Consider the following 19,646-nt stretch of genomic DNA (forward strand, 5'->3'; position numbering starts at 1 on the left):
ATTTTGTGTCTTCCTGTTTCAGAGAAACAATAAGAGCCTAGTGCCTATATTGCTGGATGCGGGTCGTCCTAAGACCGGCGAGACCATGCTCGTCGATTGAGGATTGCCAGCCCAGAAATTCCTCCACCGTCAATGTATAACGCTGGCATGCCTCCTCAAGGCTGAGAAGCCCACCGCGAACAGCGGCGACGACTTCAGCCTTTCGGCGAATGACCCAGCGCCTTGTCGAGGCGGGGGGGAGGTCGGCGATGGTCAGCGGACTGCCATCGGGACCGATAACATACTTTATACGCGGTCTAGTCAGATCGGCCATTGTACTCTCTACACAACACTCAAGGACCTAATCGAACCCAACAGTAACCCGACAGCTTTTAATATTTACCTAAACTGCTGGTAACTATCTGGTAACACTTGCAAAAAAATGCCTTATTTGAAGAGAAAGTCATAAAAAAAACCCGGATCATCAGTAATTTTTCTTAAAATCTCACGCGAAATTGTGGCGCAATTGCTGCAAAATACGCGATGTTTTTGCTGCGACATCTTGGCAAATGCCCATCATGTGACCTATATAGGGCGCAAATCTAAACTTTGAGAAGCAGGGCCTATGCCCGGAAGCTGGATTCTATCATGAGCCTGAACAGCCTCGATCTGCCGGGAAAGCCGGAAGACACGCGTGTTGTCGTCGCCATGTCGGGTGGCGTCGATTCTTCTGTTGTGGCCGGCATCCTCAAACGTGAAGGCTATGATGTTGTTGGCGTAACGCTGCAGCTTTATGATCATGGCGCGGCTGTGCATCGCGCTGGTTCATGCTGTGCCGGTCAGGACATTGAAGATGCCCGTCGCGTTTCGGAAAGCCTAGGCATTCCTCATTACGTACTCGATTATGAAGCGCGTTTTCGCGAAGCTGTGATCGATACGTTTGCAAATTCCTATGTCAGCGGTGAAACACCGATTCCTTGCGTGTCGTGCAATCAGACCGTTAAGTTTGCCGATCTCTTGCAGACCGCGCGTGAGCTCGGTGCCGATGCATTGGCGACTGGCCACTACATCCGCAGCGGTTTGAATGGCGACCATCGTGCAATGTTCCGTCCGGAAGATTCTGATCGCGATCAGAGCTACTTCCTGTTCGCAACTACCCAGGATCAGGTTGATTATCTGCGCTTCCCTCTTGGTCACCTGCCAAAAGCCCGTGTGCGTGAGATTGCCGAAGAAATGGGTCTGACGGTTGCGAAGAAGCAGGACAGTCAGGACATCTGTTTTGTTCCGCAGGGCAAATATACCGACATCATTTCCAAGCTGAAGCCGGAAGCGGCGACGCCGGGCGATATTGTTCATATCGATGGTCGTGTGCTTGGACGTCATGAAGGCATCGTTCACTATACCGTTGGTCAGCGCCGCGGAATTGGTGTTGCAACGGGCGATCCGCTTTACGTGGTGCATCTGGATGCTGCCAATACGCGTGTCATAGTTGGCCCACGCGAAGCGCTTGAAACGCATAAGGTATTCTTGCGTGACATGAACTGGCTTGGTGATCATGCGCTTGATGCACTTCCGGAAGGTGGCTTGGAAGTCTTTGCTAAGATTCGCTCGACGCGACCACCACGTCCTGCGGTTCTGAATCACGCTGATGGCAAGACATGGGTTGAGCTCGTAGACGGGGAAAGCGGCGTCGCACCCGGACAAGCTTGCGTGCTTTATTCTGACGACAGCAATACGGCGCGTGTGTTCGGCGGTGGGTTTATTGCTCGCTCGGAACGTGAACCACGCGCCGAAGAAATGCTTCGCCGCCTTGTAACTGGTGCGGCCAGCGCTTCGGCTGCCTAACGGCAATTTTGTAAAAGAGAATATAAAAGCCTCCGGCATTTGCTGGAGGCTTTTTTGTATTCAGTTAAACTTACTAAACCGCGACAGTGCAATGCCCGATGCGGTAGCGACATTGAGACTGTCAAATTGCGATGACATTGGAATGCGAGCGCCTGTGAGCTGTCGTAACAGATGCGCGGGGAGCCCTTCGCCTTCAGTGCCTAATAACAGCGCCTGACGATTGTTGCTTGGCGCCTGATAGATATTCAACGCTGATGAAGGGCTGAGCGCCAATATATTGAATTTGGCGTCCTGTAGCGTCGTCACAATCGTTTCGATATTGGAGCCGTGAAAATATGGAACCTTTAATGTGGCGCCAACCGAAACGCGTATGGCTTTTCGATAGAGAGGATCGCAGCAGGTTTCGTCCATCAAAACGCAATCGGCTTCAAAAGCAGCTGCATTGCGGAAGATTGATCCGACATTATCGTGGTTGGAAATGCCGCACAAAACCACAACGAGCGCAGTTTCGGGCAACTGACTGACCATATCCGTCAGTTCGGGTTGTGGCTTACGACGCCCGACCGCCAGAATGCCGCGATGGACATGAAATCCAGTCACCTCGTCAATGACGGCTTGCGGTACGGAATAGACCTCTACACCCGCGGGCAGTTGTGCAAGCTGATCCTGTAGGCCATTCAGACGGTTTTCGAGAATAAGAAGCGATTCCGTAACAAAGCGCGCAGATTCTGAAAAAAGAACATTAAGGACAACCTTACCCTCAGCGATAAAACGCTGTTGGCGGCCGACCAGATCTTTCTCCCGGATGTTTTTATAGGCTGCGAGCCTTGCATCATCAGCGTCAGTTATCTCGACGACAAAGTCGTGCGATCCGGCTTGTGTTTCCTTCATCGCACGACTTATGCCTCATGAGATTGTAATTATTGATGTAGCACAGCTGCCATTTCGCGTCGGCGCGGAGATGGACTCATATAGAGACTCGATAGCGTCGACAACATCAGTTCGATATGCGGTGACGAAACGATGTAATAAATCGTTTGTGCATCGCGTCGCGTCGATACGAGATTGAGAGCACGTAACTTCGCAAGGTGCTGGGAAAGCGCTGACTGACTGAGGTCAATAGCTTTTGCCAGAGCGCCTACCGACATTTCATTATGTAATAGTTTGCATAAAATTAGCAGCCTCTTATTATTAGCTAGTGCTGATAAGAAATCAGCGACCTGGTCTGCATTGTCTACTAAATCAATAAATTTATTATCTATGGTCATTCGCGGTCATACCCCCGTAAGACTGCATATGGTTAACAAAGTTGCCAGCAATTTTATATGGCTGACGTTCCGAAAATAGTACTATATGACGAAATTGAAAAGCCGTTGCTTATATTATAGACAAAAAAATTATAGAGATTTGTCCCAAAATTATAAGCGTTCTATCTCATGTTCTGCCTCGTAGCTGGGGTGATAATCCGTTCGAGAATAGTGCAAAAAGCCGTAAACTCGTGAAATGTGCACCTTTAACCGGGTGAAATGGATAAAATCGGACCCGATGGAGCCCATTTTGAACAGTTTTAGATTTATGGCACTATCGAAAAACCTTAATTTAAAAGCTCTAATATTCGAATATAATTCATTATTAAATTTATTGAGCACTTATGTCTCATCTCATTCTATATTGGCAGACCCCGGTAGATTGCTAATCAAATTATCGTGGTTTGGCTGTGGAGGCTTATCCGCCCGCATCCAGATGGTCCTCTTCGCTATGTTTCGCGCTAAAGAAATTTAGGGCTAATTGACTTGTGGCAATTCTGGTCTGTTGGTGGCAAGCTTATGTGATGGTGTTGGCGTTTGTGAGCTCTCAAATTAGGCATGCCCCGAGACGAATAAATATTATAAATTAGCTCCGCTTAGCGCAATTTTCTAAAAAGCGGCATGCTTAAGAAATATGAATCTAATTTATTTGGCTAAAATCGGTTGAGAATGCGACAAGATTCTAAAATTATCGCTTGCATTGTGGGGTGCTACACGTTTCGATAAGCGCCACTTGCGTGCTTAGGGTGCGCGCAATAATATTTCCGTGGAGGCGGGCACTAAATGAAATTTTATAAAACACTTCTGGCGGCAACGGCAGTTGTCGCTCTGATGAGCGGTGCGGCATCGGCAAAGACCTTTGTCTATTGCTCGCCAGCTTCGCCTGAAGGCTTCGATCCTGCTGCCTATACCGGCGGTGACACGTTCGATGCGTCCGCGCATCCAGTCTACAATCGCCTTGCAGAATTTAAGAACGGCACAACGGAAGTTGTACCAGGCTTGGCTGAAAGCTGGGAAGTTTCGGAAGATGGTAAGGAATATACTTTCCATCTGCGTAAGGGCGTAAAGTTCCATTCCAGCGATCAGTTCACGCCAACGCGCGATTTCAACGCCGACGACGTTATTTTCTCGTATGACCGTATGGGTAACAAGGAAAATCCTTGGCACGAATATACGTCTGGCGTGACCTACGAATATTTCGATTCGATGGAAATGGGCACTCTGATCAAGGAAATTCAGAAGGTTGACGACAATACCGTCAAGTTCATTCTGACCCGTCCTGAAGCTGCTTTCCTCGCAAATATCTCGATGCCTTTCGCTTCGATCATTTCCAAGGAATACACCGATAAGCTCGCAGCTGATGGCAAGCAGAGCGACCTCAACCAGTTCCCGGTTGGCACAGGTCCTTTCCAGTTTGTCGCTTACCAGAAAGACGCTGTCGTTCGCTTCAAGGCTAACCCAGACTATTGGGGTGATAAGGCAAAGGTCGATGACCTTGTTTTCGCAATCACCACCGATCCTGCTGTTCGCGCGCAGAAGCTTAAGGCTGGCGAATGCCACCTGATGTCCTACCCAGCACCTGCTGACATTCAGGAACTTCAGGGCGATTCCAACCTCAAGGTTGACGAGCAGGCTGGTCTGAACGTTGCTTATTTCGCGTACAACACAATGGTTGCTCCATACGACAAGCCTGAAGTTCGTAAGGCACTGAACCAGGCTGTGAACAAGCAGGCTATTGTTGACGCAGTCTATCAGGGTCAGGGACAGGTTGCTAAGAACCCAATCCCACCGACAATGTGGAGCTACAACGACAAGATCGAAGACGACAAGTACGATCCAGAAGCCGCTAAGAAGGCTCTTGAAGCCGCTGGTGTCAAGGATCTGAGCATGAAGCTTTGGGCAATGCCTGTTAGCCGCCCTTACATGCCAAATGCACGTCGTACGGCTGAACTTATGCAGTCGGATCTTGCGAAAGTTGGCGTGAAGGCTGAAATCGTTTCGATGGAATGGGGTGAGTACCTCAAGAAGTCCGGCGAAAAAGACCGTGACGGCGCAGTTATTCTTGGCTGGACCGGTGACAATGGTGATCCGGACAACTTCCTTGGCACGTTGCTTGGTTGCGCCGGCGTTGGTTCCAACAACCGCGCTCAGTGGTGCTACCAGCCATTTGAAGACCTGATCCAGAAGGCAAAGGTTACGACCAACCACGACGAACGCGTGAAGCTTTACGAAGAAGCACAGGTGATCTTCAAGGAACAGGCTCCTTGGAACACCATCGCTCACTCGACTGTTTTCGTGCCGATGTCCGCTAAGGTAACTGGCTTCAAACAGAGCCCACTTGGTGATTATCGCTTCGAAGAAGTTGATATTTCCGAGTAAAATCTGACAACACCAGCGGCCGGGTGTGGAGGTTTCCTCCGCGCCCGGTCGGAGTTTTTGTATGTTCCGTTTTGTTTTAAACAAACTGCTTTATCTGATACCGACTTTTATCGGCATCACGATTGTGGCTTTCGCCTTCGTCCGCGTGTTGCCGGGCGATCCTGTCTTGTTGATGGCAGGTGAACGTGGCGTCAGCCCCGAGCGCCATGCACAGCTATTGGCTCAGCTCGGATTTGATCGTCCGTTATGGGAACAATATCTCAATTATGTCTGGAACCTTCTGCACGGTGATTTCGGCCAGTCTCTGGTCACGAAAAAGCCCGTGATTGAAGAATTTTTCACGCTGTTTCCGGCAACAATTGAACTGGCTGTCTGTGCGATCATCGTAGCGATCCTGCTGGGCATTCCTGCCGGTGTTCTCGCGGCTGTCAAGCGCGGCTCGTGGTTCGATCAGGGTCTGATGGGCATCTCGCTGGTTGGCTATTCGATGCCGATTTTCTGGTGGGCTTTGCTGCTTATCATTTTCTTCTCCGGCACGCTGCAATGGACGCCAGTTTCGGGTCGCCTATCACTGCTCTATTACTTCCCGCCGGTTACAGGCTTTATGCTGATCGACAGTGTTTTGTCGGGTCAGAAGGGCGCCTTCACATCGGCTGTGTCGCATCTCATTTTGCCGACCATCGTGCTTGCAACAATTCCGCTTGCGGTGATTGCGCGTCAGACACGGTCTGCGATGCTTGAAGTTTTGGGTGAGGATTATGTGCGTACCGCTCGCGCAAAAGGCCTGCCGGTTCGCCGCGTTATCGGTCTTCATGCGCTGCGCAATGCCATGATCCCGGTTATCACGACCATTGGCCTTCAGGTCGGTGTGTTGATGGCAGGTGCGATCCTGACGGAAACCATCTTCTCATGGCCTGGTATCGGCAAATGGATGCTCGATTCGATTTCGCGTCGCGACTACCCAGTCGTGCAGAGCGGACTGTTGATCATTGCGTTCATCATCATGATCGTAAACTTGATCGTCGATCTGCTTTACGGCCTGATTAATCCGCGTATCCGGCACAAGTGAGGGTATCATGACACACTCCGCAATTCAGCCGGAAGCTCCAATGGAAGTCGGGAAACTCCGGGCTTTGAAAGATTTCTGGTTCTATTTCAGCGTCAATCGCGGCGCTGTTATTGGTCTTTTCGTATTTTTGGCGCTGGTTATCGTTGCTATTCTGGCACCTGTTATCGCTCCGCATAATCCAACCGAACAGTTCCGCGATTTTCTGTTGGCTCCTCCTTTCTGGGAACAGGGCGGTTCAACGCAGTTCCTGCTTGGAACCGATGCGGTCGGTCGCGATATGCTTTCGCGTCTCATCTATGGCGCGCAGTATTCGCTGCTCGTTGGTTTCGTGATCGTTATCATCTCGATGTGCCTTGGCATTACGATTGGTGTCATCTCCGGCTTTTTTGGTGGTGGCGTTGATACTGTCTTTATGCGTATCATGGACGTTATTCTGGCGTTCCCATCGCTGCTGTTGGCGCTAGTTCTGGTGGCTATTCTCGGGCCGGGCCTCATCAATGCGGTGCTTGCGATTACACTCGTTCTGCTGCCACACTTCTCGCGTTTGACGCGTGCAGCGGTTTTGGCAGAAAAAGAGCGTGAATATGTGACGGCAGCCAAGCTTGCCGGTGCAAGTAAACTGCGTCTGATGTTCAAGACCATTTTGCCAAACTGCCTCGCGCCACTCGTCGTTCAGGCAACCATGTCGTTCTCCAACGCTATTCTCGACGTTGCAGCGCTTGGCTTTCTTGGCATGGGTGCGCAGCCGCCGACACCGGAATGGGGCACAATGCTTGCCGAAGCTCGCGAGTTCATCATGCGCGCATGGTGGGTTGTGACTTTCCCCGGTCTTGCGATCCTAATCACCGTTCTTGCGATCAATCTGGTCGGCGACGGTCTTCGTGATGCGCTCGATCCGAAACTGAAAAGGAGCTGATCGATGGCTTTGCTTGAAATCAAAAACCTGACGGTTTCGTTTGATACCTCGACCGGCCCATTCAAGGCCGTTGATGGCATCGATATTTCGGTCGATAAGGGCGAAGTGCTGGCGATTGTTGGCGAGTCCGGTTCTGGCAAATCGGTGGGTATGCTTGCTGTCATGGGCCTTTTGCCCAAGACCGCGACTGTGACTGCCGACAGCATGACTTTTGACGGGCAGGACCTCAAAGGCATGTCCGATAAGGAACGCCGCAAGATTATCGGACGCGATATTTCGATGATCTTTCAGGAGCCTGTTGCAAGCCTTAATCCGTGCTTCACGGTTGGCTATCAGCTTGAAGAAGTGCTTAAGCGCCATCTGGGGCTTAAGGGTGCTGCAAGCCGTGCGCGCGCCATTGAGCTGCTTGAACTGGTTGGTATTCGTGATGCAGCAGAACGCTTGTCGAGCTTCCCGCATCAGATGTCGGGTGGCCAGTGTCAGCGTGTGATGATCGCGATTGCGATTGCGTGTAATCCAAAGCTGCTGATTGCTGACGAACCAACAACAGCGCTTGACGTGACGATCCAGAAGCAGATTCTTGATCTGCTGATGCGTCTTCAGGTTGAGCACGGCATGGGTCTGATCATGATTACCCATGATATGGGTGTTGTGGCAGAAACTGCTGATCGCGTGATCGTGCAGTATAAGGGTCACAAGATGGAAGACTCCGACGTGTTGTCGTTGTTTTCCGCGCCAAAGCATCCTTACACGCGTGCATTGCTTTCCTCCTTGCCGGAAAATGCGACGGGTGATCGCCTGCCGACTGTTTCCGACTTTGTTTTGGCAAATAGTGCCGCAGGAGAAGCGTGATGAGCGAGATCGTTCTCGAAGCGCGCGATATCAAGCGCGATTACCATGTTGGTGGCGGTCTTTTTGGCAAGCCAAAAGTTGTTCATGCCGTCAAAGGCGTGAGCTTCAAGCTTGAAAAAGGCAAGACGCTGGCAATCGTCGGTGAATCGGGTTGCGGTAAGTCAACGCTTGCCCGCATCCTGACCATGATCGACCCACAGACTTCTGGCGATCTGATGATCGGCGGCGAGAATGTGAACATTGCCCGCGATGGTCTGACTGCCGAAATGCGTCAGAAGGTGCAGATCGTGTTCCAGAACCCTTATGGCTCGCTTAATCCGCGCCAGAAGATCGGTGATGTTCTGGCTGAGCCTTTGTTGCTCAACACCAACATGTCTGCCAAAGAGCGTCGCGAAAAGTCGATGGAAATGCTGCTCAAGGTTGGTCTTGGCAAAGAGCATTTCAATCGCTACCCGCATATGTTCTCTGGCGGTCAGCGTCAGCGTATCGCGATTGCACGTGCTTTGATGCTCAATCCGAAACTGCTCATTCTTGATGAGCCGGTTTCGGCGCTTGATCTTTCGGTGCAGGCACAGGTACTCAATATTCTTTCTGATTTGCAGGAAGAATTTGGTCTGACTTACGTGTTCATCAGCCACGACCTCTCGGTCGTACGTTACATCGCTGATGAAGTGATGGTGATGTATTTTGGCGAAGTGGTCGAATATGGCACGCGTGAAGAGGTGTTTAACAACCCGCAGCACGACTATACCAAGAAGCTGTTTGCTGCGACGCCGCGTGCGGATGTTGATGCAATCCGCGCTCGTGTAGAAGCACGTGCGGCTGCACGTCAGGCTGCTCAGGCGTAAAGCTGGGTTCTGCTAGAAATGAAAAACGCCGCCTTCTTAAGGCGGCGTTTTTGTTTTGAAAATTGGGTTCTAATGCTGTCCGCGCTGCTGATGCCAGGAGAGCGCGCGAACAATGTCATCGGAATTGATTTTACCGATAATAGCGCCGTTCTCAACAATACCCACATCGCCGCTGCTATCAGCAACTGATTTCATCAGTTCCCGAACAAGTGTTTCTTTTCGTGTCGTTGCCGCAAACGGGCGAGGGGCTGCATTGCGGTCAAACGGAGTCATGATGTCTCCAGCCTGCAAGACGCCAAGCGGGTTCATATGCGCGACAAAATCTGCAACATATCGATCCGCTGGGTTGAGCAGAATGTCTTGCGGTGTTCCACATTGCACAATGCGTCCGCCTTCCATGATCGCGATGCGATTGCCGATTTTCATGGCTTCATCAAGATCGTGGCTAACGAACACAATCGTTTTCTTAAGTCGTGACTGAAACGCTAAAAGTTCATCTTGCAAGCGTGTGCGGATCAGCGGATCAAGCGCCGAGAAAGGCTCATCCATCAACAGAATGGGTGCGCCGGTTGCAAAGGCGCGAGCGAGGCCAACGCGTTGCTGCATACCGCCGGAAAGCTCGCCCACCTTACGCTTAGACCATTCTTTCAGGCCGACCAGTTCGAGTTGGTCGCGTGCGTGGTTGAGACGTTCCTGCTTGCTCATGCCGGAAATTTCGAGGCCGAAGGCGACGTTTTCTTCGACTGAACGCCAAGGCAGAAGGCCAAATTGCTGGAAGACCATCGAGACGAGTTCGGTCCTCAGGTGTCGCAGTGTTTTGCGGTCAGCATTGCCGACGTCAATTGTGCGTTCGCCATCGCGGATAAGAACCCGACCGCGTGAAATAGGATTAAGCCGATTAATAGCGCGTAGAAGGGTCGATTTTCCCGATCCGGACAGGCCCATCAAGACGAGAATCTCGCCTTCCTGAATATTGAGCGAGCAGTCGTGCACGCCCAGCACCAGATCAGTTTCGGCCTGAATTTCCGAGCGCGAAGCACCGCGATCAGCTAAGTCCAGCGCGCTATCCACATTCTTGCCGAATATGATGCTGACGTCTTCTACAGAAATGATCGTCATGACTTTATCTCCTACTTGCCGCGTGAAGCGCGGAAGATGCGGTCGAGTATGATGGCGACCACGACGATGACGAAGCCCGACTCAAAACCAAGCGATGTATTGACCGAGTTGAGTGCGCGAACCACTGGCACACCAAGGCCGTCTGCACCCACAAGTGCTGCAATCACCACCATGGAGAGCGACAGCATGATTGTCTGTGTCAGGCCTGCCAGAATTTGCGGCATGGCGTAGGGCAGCTCGATTTTCCAGAGAAGCTGACGACGGGATGCGCCGAAGGCTTCACCGGCTTCGATCAGCGATGACGGTGTTGATGAGATGCCAAGATGTGTCAGTCGCACCGGCGCAGGCAGCACAAAAATCGCCGTGGCAAGGAGACCCGGTACCATGCCAATGCCAAAGAAGACGATTGCCGGAATGAGATAGACGAAGGTTGGCAGCGTCTGCATCAGGTCGAGAATGGGGCGCATGACGGCATAGAGCTTTGGGCGATGTGCTGCGGCGATACCGAGCGGAACGCCGATTGCCATGCAAAGAAAGCAAGCCGAAAGCACCAGCGTCAGCGTCTTGAGCGTTGCATCCCAATAGCCCTGATTGATGATGAACAAAAAGCCTATAATCGTGAGGATCACCACGGAAATGCGGCGCTGTATGAACCATGCGATAACAGAAAAAATGGCGATGAGGATCAACGGATGGGGAAGCTGCAACAGAAACAGCAAGCCATCGATAAGCCACTGCATCACAGCCGCCAACGCGTCGAAAAAGCCGCTCATATTGTCGGTAAGCCAGTCGACCACCGATTTTGCGGTAGGTCCGACCGGAATTTTATAGTCCGTCAGCCAGTTCAACGATTCTGTCTCCTGCTGCGTGCTTTTTCGTTTTCATGGTGTGCAAATGATTTGGCCGCGGTTGCCCGCGGCCCTTAATGTGAAGATTACAGGCCGAGTTCTGCCTTGACAGCTGGCAGACCTTCCTTGCCGTCGAGCGTGGTCACGCCGTCAAGCCATTTATCGAGAACGGCAGGGTTTGCCTTCAACCAAGCGGTTGCAGCTTTGGCTGGTTCTTCGCCGTCATCGAGAATCTTTCCCATGATCTCGTTTTCCATTTCAAGCTGGAATTCAAGATTGGTCAGGAACTTGCCGACATTCGGACATTCTTGCGCGTAGCCAGCGCGGATATTGGTTTCGACGGTCGCGCCACCAAGGTTCGGGCCGAAGAAATCATCGCCGCCTGTGAGATAAGCGATTTCAAAGCGCTTGTTCATCGGATGTGGCTCCCATGCGAGGAAGACGACCGGATCTTTGCTCTTAATGCTGCGTGCGACCTGCGCCAGCATTCCTTGTTCCGACGATTCTGCCAGTTCAAAAGATTTGAGGCCAAAGGCATCTTTGGTGATCATGTCGAGGATCAGGCGGTTGCCGTCATTGCCTGGCTCAATGCCGTAAATCTTGCCGCCGAGTTTGTCTTTGAAGGTTGCGATGTCTTTAAAGTCTTTAAGGCCTTCGTCGTAAGCGTATTTTGGTACGGCGAGCGTGTATTTCGCGCCCGTCAGATTGGTGCGCAGCGTCTCAACGCTCTTATCATCCAGATAAGGCTTGAGATCGGCACTCATTGACGGGTTCCAGTAGCCAAGGAAAACATCAATGTCTTTCTTGCTCAGCGACGCATAGGTCACTGGCACGGAGAGAACCTTGATGTCGGTCTTATAGCCAAGACCCTTGAGAACCTCGGTTGCTACAGCCGTGGTCGACGTGATGTCGGTCCAGCCCACATCGGAGAAGCGAATGGTTGAGCAGCTTTCCGCCTCGGCAGCGCTGGCGGCTGCTGGAATGGCAAAGATTGCTGTTGTGACCGCCAGCATATTCAAGACGCGTTTCATTGAAGGCGTTGATGTGGACTTCATTTCTCTCTCCATTTGAGCGCTTTCGATCTGATTAAATCAGACCGGCGCCCTCATTATTTGTTTTACGCGCATCTTATCCAAAAACCGTTTCACACCTTTTGGGATGCGCTCTAACCGGGCCCCTTTGTCGAATTGATTATTGTTCCGGTTCCAGCGTTTAGCAAACACCAAAGATTTCGCCGATCAAGTACCATTGCGGCGAAAATATTTCTGATTGCGACTTTAGGGGGTGTTGTACTCGTTTTTCTGGGCCGTCAGACAAAAGTTCGGCGCAGAAAGCGTTCTGGCCGAAGCAGGGCGAAGTGGTGCCATGTTACCCACGGCTTGTTTCGTTTCAACCCTCGCAACGCGAAAAGCTTCGATAATTGGCATGAGATGCTGCTCGATGGTTGTCGAAAAGCCAGCCACACTCTATTTGAAGAACGAGACAAGCGTTCGTGTTTAGTGGCTGGTGATATGTTGCATTTCATATGCGACATTGCTGGTTGGATAAAAGTGCCAGAGAGCCTGTGATTGCAGGCAACAGGAAGGATTTTAGACAGTGTGGAATGCAGTTCGGGGCGTTTTCTCCTTCCTTGGCCGATTTATCGCAGCATTGGCGCGATTAATTGCTGTTCCGCTCGGTGCTTTATGGCGGCTTTTTCTGAAGCTCGGAAATTTGTGGAAAGTCGCTGTTGCGGTTTTCGTTATCGGATTTGGTGGTCTTTACGTCTATTTTATCTGGCAAACGCAGGTCTGGACAAACTTCGATCCCGACTATCCGGCCAAATATAGCTACCAAACGGCTGTGACGCCGGGTGAAGAGTTGCAGACGACACCTGCGCCATTGGCCGCAACGCCAGCACCTTCGACACCTACGCCAAGTGGGACGGATACTACACCGACCACCGGCGATAGCGAAACTACATCTGAAACTCCAGTCGACACGCAGCCGATGCAGGCAGCGCAAATTCCATCGACTGCGCGCAAATGTTCGCCATCTGCCGTTGCCGAAGTGGCCGCTGATCTTACCGATTTCAACGTGAACCAGAATGCGTGGATTTCCTCCATGCTGCTTTATAAGCTTGGTTTCTTTGGCATTGACTGGGACCGCACACCATTTCTCGATAATAAGGCTTCGTTCCAGCGTGGCATCAATGCTGCGGTACGTCGTACCGCTATCGAGTTGGTGGACAATATTGGCCGTCTGCGTGGCACATCGCAGATTGATAGCGATCTGCAGAAGGCGCGTGGAAATCTGCAGTTTGCGGAAGATTCCTGGTATTTTGGCTTGAGCCCGTTTGGCCCTAAGACGCCAACACCAAGCTATTACCGTTCGGCGATCAAGGATTTGCGTTCGTTCAACACACGTCTACAGACCTGTCAGGTTACCTTTGATGCACGCGCTGATAATCTGATCCAGCTTGTTGACCGTATTGCGAGCGATCTGGGTTCGACCTCGGCAATCCTTAAGGACCGCGCCGAGAATTATCATGCCGGTTGGTTTGATACGCGTGCTGATGATCGCTTCTGGTTTGCCTATGGCCAGCTCTATGCTTATTACGGCATCCTGCGTGCTGCACATTCGGATTTCCGTGGTGTGTTGGCAGAAAAGCATCTGGATGGCGTATGGGACGAAATGGAGCGGCAGTTGCGCTCGGCGCTCGATATGCAGCCATTCATAGTTTCCAACGGTAGCCCGGATGCATGGTTTACGCCATCGCATCTAACGACTATGGGCTTTTACATTCTGCGTGTGCGTTCCAATCTGGTCGACGTGAAGCAGGTTCTGGAGCGCTAAACCTTAATGGAACTACCATCACTCTTGCGACAGGCCGTGGATGCTGCGCTCGAAGGTGTGGCTCTGGCCGACCTCAAGCGCGCATCTGATCTGCTGTCGCGGCGCTATCGTGCGGAAACGCGCGATGGGCGTTTGCATATTTCTGACGATCTGGCGGCCAAGGCCTATCTGGCGGCACGCCTTCCTGCGACTTATGCCGCGGTGCGTGCAAGCTTAGAGAGTGTTTCGGAGGTGTGCCCGGAATTTGTGCCTCAGACGATGCTGGATGTGGGATGTGGGCCGGGAACGGCACTTTGGGCTGCACGCGATTGTTGGCCGGATCTGCAATCTGCCACAATGATTGAAGCAAGCCCGGCAATCCGCGCTGTGGGAAGCAAACTTGCGACAGATATCGGTCTTCAAACCGAATGGCGGGCGGCAGATCTGATTAAAGAAAAGCCGGATCTTCCGCAGGCTGATCTGGTGACGATTGCTTATGTGCTGGATGAACTGGCACCGCTTGACCGCAAGACGCTGGTTGAAAAGCTCTGGGCTTCTGCGCAACATTTGTTCGTGATTGTGGAACCGGGAACACCGGCTGGCTGGCAGCGTATTCTCGATGCACGTGCTGTGCTTTTAGAACAAGGCGCGCATATCGCAGCCCCTTGCACCCATCAGCTGGATTGTCCGATAGCGGCACCGGATTGGTGTCATTTTTCGCGTCGTGTTGCGCGGTCGCGGATTCATCGTTTGACTAAGGATGCCGAAGTGCCGTGGGAAGACGAGAAATTCATTTATCTTGCGGCAACACGCGATCCATCGCTTGCGGCGTCAGCGCGGGTTATCGCGCCAACGCGTGTCGGTGGCGGCAAGGTCACCATCAAACTTTGCAAGGATGATGGCTCTGCGGAAGAGGGGCTTTTGACCAAGCGGGATGGCGAGCTTTTCCGTTGGGCGCGTCGTGCTGATTGGGGTGATGCGTTGTTGCGCGATTAAACGCAGGGTAAGCGAAGATGAAAATCAGTCTGGTTCAATTGCGATTGTTGGAAGCAGTGGCTGAAACGCGCAGCGTGGGTGCTGCTGGTCGTCGGTTGCGGTTGACGCAATCAGGAGCCAGTCAGGCGATCGCAACGCTAGAAAAAATACTCGGAATTGCCGTGCTGGCACGCAAACGCGATGGTGCGGTTTTGACTGCCTTTGGGCAATCTATTCTTGATGATGCGCGCGCAGCACTTTCCGCTGTTGAGCGCATCGAGAGTCAGGCGCGAAGCAAGACAAGTGGCGGACAAGAGCGCTTGCGCATTGCGGCCATTCCAAGTCAGCTTGAGCATGTGTTGCCGGAATTGCGCAAAGCATTTTCCCGGCTTTATCCCTATGTAGAGTTCAGTGCCTTTGAAGGCGGACATGATGATGTGAGCCAATGGGTCAAAGACGGTATTGCTGATCTTGGCATCACATCATTACCGATTGAAGAATTGCAGGCACAAGCCATTGGCGAAGAAGAATTGGTCGTTATAGGGCGGCGTGATGATCCGCTTATGCAGCAGGCAACCCTTGCCCCGGCTCAGCTTCGTGACAGGAAATTACTCGCCGCTGCGGGATGTGAGTTGATTATCGACCGCGTTATTCATGAAAATAGTGGCGCGCGCAGTGAGCAGGTGAAAACGCGTGACATTGCGACTGTTCTTGAAATGGTGCGCCATGGCACTGGTTTGACATTGATTTCAGAGATCAGTTTGCCGGGTGCTGATCTGCATGATCTGCGCATTTGTCGTTTTGATCCGCCAGCTTTTCGCACGGTTTATATCGTGTCGCGGGCGGATAGTCCCGTTCGCTCACTGATCGAAAGCTTTTGTGATCTCGCATTCAAGCGAAGGCAAAAGGCGGGATAAGAAAAACTAATATCTCATATCTGATTTATCCGTGGCGCTGACACGGCAGTTTTCTGCGATGGTCGCCAGACAGTTTTATGAATCAGAGTTCAAAGCATATGGTCGCCACAAGCGAAACGATAAATTCAGCAGCCAAGTCCGATACAATCAGAGGACTGATATGGGGGCTTTCGGGCGTCCTCGTCTGGTCCGGGTCATTTGTTTTGACCCGCTTTGGGTTTCAAACGGCTTTATTGCCGTCTGATATTATCGCTTTGCGATTTGGTGTTGCGGGGCTTGTTCTTCTGCCGGTGGTGCTGGCGAAAGGCTTTGGCTTTCGGCAATTGGGCGCGCTGGGCTTTGTGCTTTTGGTTGCAGGCGCTGGTTTCCCCTATGCATTGTTAACGGCCTTTGGTCTGCAATATGCGCCAGCGTCCCATGCAGCAGCGCTTATTCCGGGATTGATGACGGCAATGGTTGCGATCTTCGGCGTGTTTCTACTGCATGAACGACTGGTGCCTGTGCGCTGGGCAGGAGTTGGCTTGATCCTGCTGGGCAGTGCATTGATTGCAGGCTTCTCGCAATTTGGCGGCGCGGAGATGATGGGGCATATCGCGTTTTTTGCCGCTGCTCTCGTTTGGTCGCTTTATGTGATGGTGTTTCGCAAAAAGAACATGGATGGCCTGCATGCGGCCGCGATTTCTTCGGTCGCATCAGCGATTGTATTTTTGCCGATCTACATACTGTTTCTTCAAAAGGGGATTGGTGAAACTTCGTGGAACGACATTGTTCTGCAAGGTTTCTATCAGGGCGTTTTGACGTCGGCCTTTGGCATCTTTGCGTTCAACCGTGCCGTGGTTCTGTTGGGTACGGCGGCAGGGGCTGCACTGTCAGCGCTTATTCCGGTTGTGACGCTGGTGCTTGGGCTTTTGTTGTTGGGCGAAGTGCCCGGTCTAACTGATACTCTTGCGGCCCTTCTGATCAGCGTCGGTGTTTTGGCGCTGAACAAAAAGAGCCGCAAGTCAAGATCATGATGCTTGGAAAGCTGCCTGCAACTTGGGCCGATTGATCAGGAATACCATTGCAGCGGCTGCAAAACACATGGCTCCGGCCAGAATAAGCGCAGGTGTGTAGCTGTCGTAGTCGGTGCGAACGAAACCTGCAAAGGCCGCTGCCGCTGCTGCTCCCACCTGATGGCCGGTGAAGACCCAACCAAAGACCATGCCGGCTTTTTCCGGGCCAAATTGTTCGGCTGCAAGTTTCACCGTTGGCGGAACGGTCGCAACCCAATCAAGACCATAGAAAACGGCGAAGAGAGCGAGTTCATAGATCGAGAAGTCAGTGAAGGTCAGATAGATCAGCGAGAGGCCGCGTAGCGCATAGAACCAGAACAAGAGCCAGCGATTGTCGTAGCGGTCGGTAAGCCAGCCAGATGCAATTGTGCCGATCAGATCGAAAGCACCGATCACCGCGAGAATCCCAGCCGCGCCCACAGGCACAATGCCGTAGTCGCCACAAAGGGCAATCCAGTGGGTCTGGATCAGACCGTTTGTGGAAAAGCCGCAGACGAAGAATGTGAGAAACAAGACCCAGAACGTGGTTGTCGAGGATGCTTCACGCAATGTCACCAAGGGAGACAGAAGCATGGCGCCGAACTGTTTCTTTGGCTCGGGTGCGGGCATTGGTGCCGTACGGCCATAGGGCTTGAGACCAATGTCTGAAGGCTTATCACGCATTAATATCAGCACCAGCACGAGGGCTGCTAGCAGGAATGAAATGACAATGATCAGTGATGAACGCCAGCCGATATTCTGGCTGACACTTGCCAGAATTGGCATGAAAATAAGCTGACCTGTTGCATTGCTGGCAGTCATCATGCCGACGACCAGACCGCGACGCTTTTCAAACCAGCGCGCAGCAACGGTAGCGCCAAGGACAAGTGCGGTCATGCCCGTTCCAAGGCCGATGACCACGCCCCATAGTGCCACCATCTGCCATTGCTCGGTCATGAAGATTGAGCCAACGAGCCCAAAAGAAATCATGATAAGCGCTGCCATGACCACACGGCGCAGGCCAAACTGGTTCATGAAAGCGGCCGCAAATGGTCCCATCAATCCGAACAGCACAAGCCGCAATGCCATTGCGAAAGAGATATTCGCATTGGTCCAGCCGAACTCACTTTGGAGCGGCTCGATCAATATGCCAGCCGAGCCCATGGCGGCGGCAGTCGCCAGCATGGTCAGAAAGGTGACGCCAGCGACAACCCATCCATAGTGGATGTTTCGTTGCGCTAGAAAACTGGCTAGGCGAGCTGAGATCATCTTCGGAACTCTCTGTTTCGGCTGGATTTCGACCAGCCACATATTGGAAGACGAAACCGTCCACTTAACTAAAGTTGGGGCGGGCTTCAGTCATTGTTTTCAGTCAAATTGCATTCACTCGTTCAACGCGCATCTTGTTCCGAAAACCGCTTCACACTTTTCGGGGTGCGCTACAACCGCTACAAAGCACCAAGAAGTGCCAGCAATTGCTCGACACCCTTGTGACCAAGTCGCGCTTCAATTTCATTTTGGGCCTGATCCCACAATGGTCCGCCCAGCTCGACCAGTCTGTGTCCTTCACTGGTGAGAGCGACGCTTGTCTCGCGATGGTCATTGCTGGTGGCGGGTTCAATCAAACCCATTTTTTGCAACACTTTTGCATTCCGCCCCATGGTCGAGCGGTCCAGCTCAGCGATGCGTGCCAGTTCGGTGAGTGAGATCGTAGATGCGCGGGAGATTTTTCGCAGCAGGCTGAACTGCGCCACGCTGATGCCAAGCGGAGCCAATGCTTCATCATAAATGGCTGAAGTTTTTCGGGCTGCCTGACGCAGATCTATGCAAATACAGGAATGAGACATAATACGGGTATATACCCGCATTATGTCTTTGGCAATATGCCGAAATGAATTTTAAAAATTGTGACTCGTGTTCAACAAAATGAAGATCGAATTAAACTGCGATATGCGATGTTTCCTTGACCTCTTCCATCACAGCATAGGTGTGGGATTCACGCACGCCGGGAAGGGAAAGCAGGGCTTCTGACAAAAAGCGCCGGTAGTGGTCCATATCAGTGACGCGGGCCTTGATCAGATAGTCGAAGCCGCCTGCAACCATATGGCATTCCAGAATATCTGGATTGCCGCGCGTGAACGTGGAGAACGTCTCAAACACCTCCGGCGTGGTGCGGTCCAGCTTGATTTCAATGAAAACCAGCATTGAACGATCGAGCATTTTTGGCGATAGATGTGCCGAGTAGCCCAGAATATAGCCTTCGCGGGTCAAGCGTTTGACGCGCTCAGCAGTTGCTGTTTGCGAAAGATTGATACGATCAGAAAGTTCAGTGTTGGTCAGTCGGCCATTTTCCTGAAGCGCAGACAGAATGCTCCTGTCCATCACATCGAGATTCTTCATTGATGTCCCCATTTGACCGCCTGCAAGAACGGTTCTTTTTGTTTGTTTGCAAATGATCTGCGAACGAAATGAATCCCAAATTGGGGACAGGCGCAAGACGAAAATGCTTAATCGTTCATACAAAATTCCTGAAACATCATACTTTTACTTATCTCTGGTTGAGCGCTGATAAAGTCGACAGCTTGAGATATCAGTGGTCATTGTACCTTATGAATGTATCAAGTAGCTAAAATGCACTTTATGGTTGCAGTATTGATGCAATCTATGCTATTGGTACAGCATACTGAGAGTTATATTATGCTTATACATTTGGCATTGTGGGCGGTACCCGTTTAGGTGTGATGGAA

Annotated in this window: 19 protein-coding genes; 10 read left to right on the plus strand and 9 right to left on the minus strand. The window is 51.8% G+C overall.

Annotation, left to right across the window (positions count from 1 at the left end):
- Nucleotides 1–37 precede the first annotated feature (37 nt).
- Nucleotides 38–313 carry a CtrA inhibitor SciP gene (gene sciP / locus WH356_RS13000; protein WP_250038723.1) on the minus strand — a complete coding sequence of 92 codons (276 nt, stop codon included), beginning with the start codon at nt 311–313 and terminating at the stop codon, nt 38–40.
- Between the two features lie 314 nt (nt 314–627).
- Between sciP and mnmA the strand changes: the two genes are divergently transcribed.
- Nucleotides 628–1,824, plus strand: coding sequence for a tRNA 2-thiouridine(34) synthase MnmA (mnmA, locus tag WH356_RS13005; RefSeq protein WP_339511438.1), 1,197 nt, complete (start codon nt 628–630; stop codon nt 1,822–1,824).
- Nucleotides 1,825–1,884: 60 nt separating this feature from the next.
- Here mnmA and WH356_RS13010 read toward each other — a convergent pair whose 3' ends face one another.
- Together WH356_RS13010 and WH356_RS13015 are read right to left on the minus strand one after the other, a co-directional pair.
- Entirely contained in the window at nt 1,885–2,715 is an 831-nt protein-coding gene (locus WH356_RS13010) for a TrmH family RNA methyltransferase (protein ID WP_339511440.1), read from the minus strand.
- A gap of 29 nt (nt 2,716–2,744) precedes the next feature.
- Nucleotides 2,745–3,092 carry an ArsR/SmtB family transcription factor gene (locus WH356_RS13015; protein ID WP_310009699.1) on the minus strand — a complete coding sequence of 116 codons (348 nt, stop codon included), beginning with the start codon at nt 3,090–3,092 and terminating at the stop codon, nt 2,745–2,747.
- An 822-nt stretch (nt 3,093–3,914) separates the two neighbouring features.
- Here WH356_RS13015 and WH356_RS13020 point away from each other — a divergent pair.
- The 5 genes from WH356_RS13020 to WH356_RS13040 all read left to right on the plus strand — a co-directional run bounded on the left by WH356_RS13020 (nt 3,915) and on the right by WH356_RS13040 (nt 9,195).
- On the plus strand, nt 3,915–5,510 hold the full coding sequence (locus tag WH356_RS13020; protein ID WP_339511444.1) for an ABC transporter substrate-binding protein: 1,596 nt from the start codon (nt 3,915–3,917) through the stop codon (nt 5,508–5,510).
- Nucleotides 5,511–5,571: 61 nt separating this feature from the next.
- Complete coding sequence (locus WH356_RS13025) at nt 5,572–6,579, plus strand: ABC transporter permease subunit (protein WP_339511446.1); 1,008 nt, start codon at nt 5,572–5,574, stop codon at nt 6,577–6,579.
- 7 nt (nt 6,580–6,586) lie between these two features.
- Nucleotides 6,587–7,495, plus strand: a complete 909-nt coding sequence (locus WH356_RS13030; RefSeq protein WP_339511449.1) for an ABC transporter permease subunit — start codon at nt 6,587–6,589, stop codon at nt 7,493–7,495.
- Nucleotides 7,496–7,498: 3 nt separating this feature from the next.
- Nucleotides 7,499–8,347, plus strand: a complete 849-nt coding sequence (locus WH356_RS13035) for an ABC transporter ATP-binding protein (protein ID WP_250038731.1) — start codon at nt 7,499–7,501, stop codon at nt 8,345–8,347.
- Nucleotides 8,347–9,195, plus strand: coding sequence for a dipeptide ABC transporter ATP-binding protein (locus WH356_RS13040; RefSeq protein WP_339511452.1), 849 nt, complete (start codon nt 8,347–8,349; stop codon nt 9,193–9,195). The genes WH356_RS13035 and WH356_RS13040 overlap by 1 nt, the downstream gene beginning before the upstream one ends.
- A gap of 69 nt (nt 9,196–9,264) precedes the next feature.
- Here the strand turns inward: WH356_RS13040 and choV are convergent, their stop codons facing one another.
- The 3 genes from choV to WH356_RS13055 form a co-directional block, all read right to left on the minus strand.
- Nucleotides 9,265–10,314, minus strand: a complete 1,050-nt coding sequence (gene choV, locus WH356_RS13045; protein ID WP_339511454.1) for a choline ABC transporter ATP-binding protein — start codon at nt 10,312–10,314, stop codon at nt 9,265–9,267.
- A gap of 11 nt (nt 10,315–10,325) precedes the next feature.
- Complete coding sequence (gene choW, locus WH356_RS13050) at nt 10,326–11,162, minus strand: choline ABC transporter permease subunit (protein ID WP_339511456.1); 837 nt, start codon at nt 11,160–11,162, stop codon at nt 10,326–10,328.
- An 86-nt stretch (nt 11,163–11,248) separates the two neighbouring features.
- A complete protein-coding gene (locus WH356_RS13055; RefSeq protein ID WP_421565841.1) occupies nt 11,249–12,217 on the minus strand; it encodes a choline ABC transporter substrate-binding protein in 969 nt (322 codons plus the stop codon).
- A 541-nt stretch (nt 12,218–12,758) separates the two neighbouring features.
- On the opposite strand from WH356_RS13055, the gene WH356_RS13060 reads away from it, so the two are divergent.
- The 4 genes from WH356_RS13060 (at nt 12,759) to WH356_RS13075 (ending at nt 16,881) form a co-directional block, all read left to right on the plus strand.
- A complete protein-coding gene (locus WH356_RS13060; protein WP_339511458.1) occupies nt 12,759–13,997 on the plus strand; it encodes a DUF2333 family protein in 1,239 nt (412 codons plus the stop codon).
- 6 nt (nt 13,998–14,003) lie between these two features.
- A complete protein-coding gene (locus WH356_RS13065; protein WP_339511459.1) occupies nt 14,004–14,972 on the plus strand; it encodes a small ribosomal subunit Rsm22 family protein in 969 nt (322 codons plus the stop codon).
- Nucleotides 14,973–14,989: 17 nt separating this feature from the next.
- Nucleotides 14,990–15,868, plus strand: a complete 879-nt coding sequence (locus tag WH356_RS13070) for a LysR family transcriptional regulator (RefSeq protein ID WP_339511460.1) — start codon at nt 14,990–14,992, stop codon at nt 15,866–15,868.
- Nucleotides 15,869–15,945: 77 nt separating this feature from the next.
- A complete protein-coding gene (locus WH356_RS13075) occupies nt 15,946–16,881 on the plus strand; it encodes a DMT family transporter (RefSeq protein WP_339511462.1) in 936 nt (311 codons plus the stop codon).
- On the opposite strand, the gene WH356_RS13080 is transcribed toward WH356_RS13075, so the two are convergent.
- The 3 genes from WH356_RS13080 to WH356_RS13090 form a co-directional block, all read right to left on the minus strand.
- Nucleotides 16,876–18,168 (minus strand): MFS transporter, encoded by a 1,293-nt coding sequence (locus tag WH356_RS13080; protein ID WP_339511464.1) that lies wholly within the window; start codon nt 18,166–18,168, stop codon nt 16,876–16,878. The two genes, WH356_RS13075 and WH356_RS13080, sit on opposite strands and share 6 nt — an antisense overlap.
- Nucleotides 18,169–18,347: 179 nt before the next feature.
- Nucleotides 18,348–18,746: a MarR family winged helix-turn-helix transcriptional regulator gene (locus WH356_RS13085; protein ID WP_339511466.1), complete on the minus strand. Its 399-nt coding sequence runs from the start codon at nt 18,744–18,746 to the stop codon at nt 18,348–18,350.
- A gap of 91 nt (nt 18,747–18,837) precedes the next feature.
- Complete coding sequence (locus WH356_RS13090; RefSeq protein WP_339511468.1) at nt 18,838–19,299, minus strand: Lrp/AsnC ligand binding domain-containing protein; 462 nt, start codon at nt 19,297–19,299, stop codon at nt 18,838–18,840.
- Nucleotides 19,300–19,646: the final 347 nt, after the last annotated feature.

The sequence above is a fragment of the Ochrobactrum sp. MYb379 genome (genome assembly GCF_037479515.1).
Taxonomy (GTDB): domain Bacteria; phylum Pseudomonadota; class Alphaproteobacteria; order Rhizobiales; family Rhizobiaceae; genus Brucella.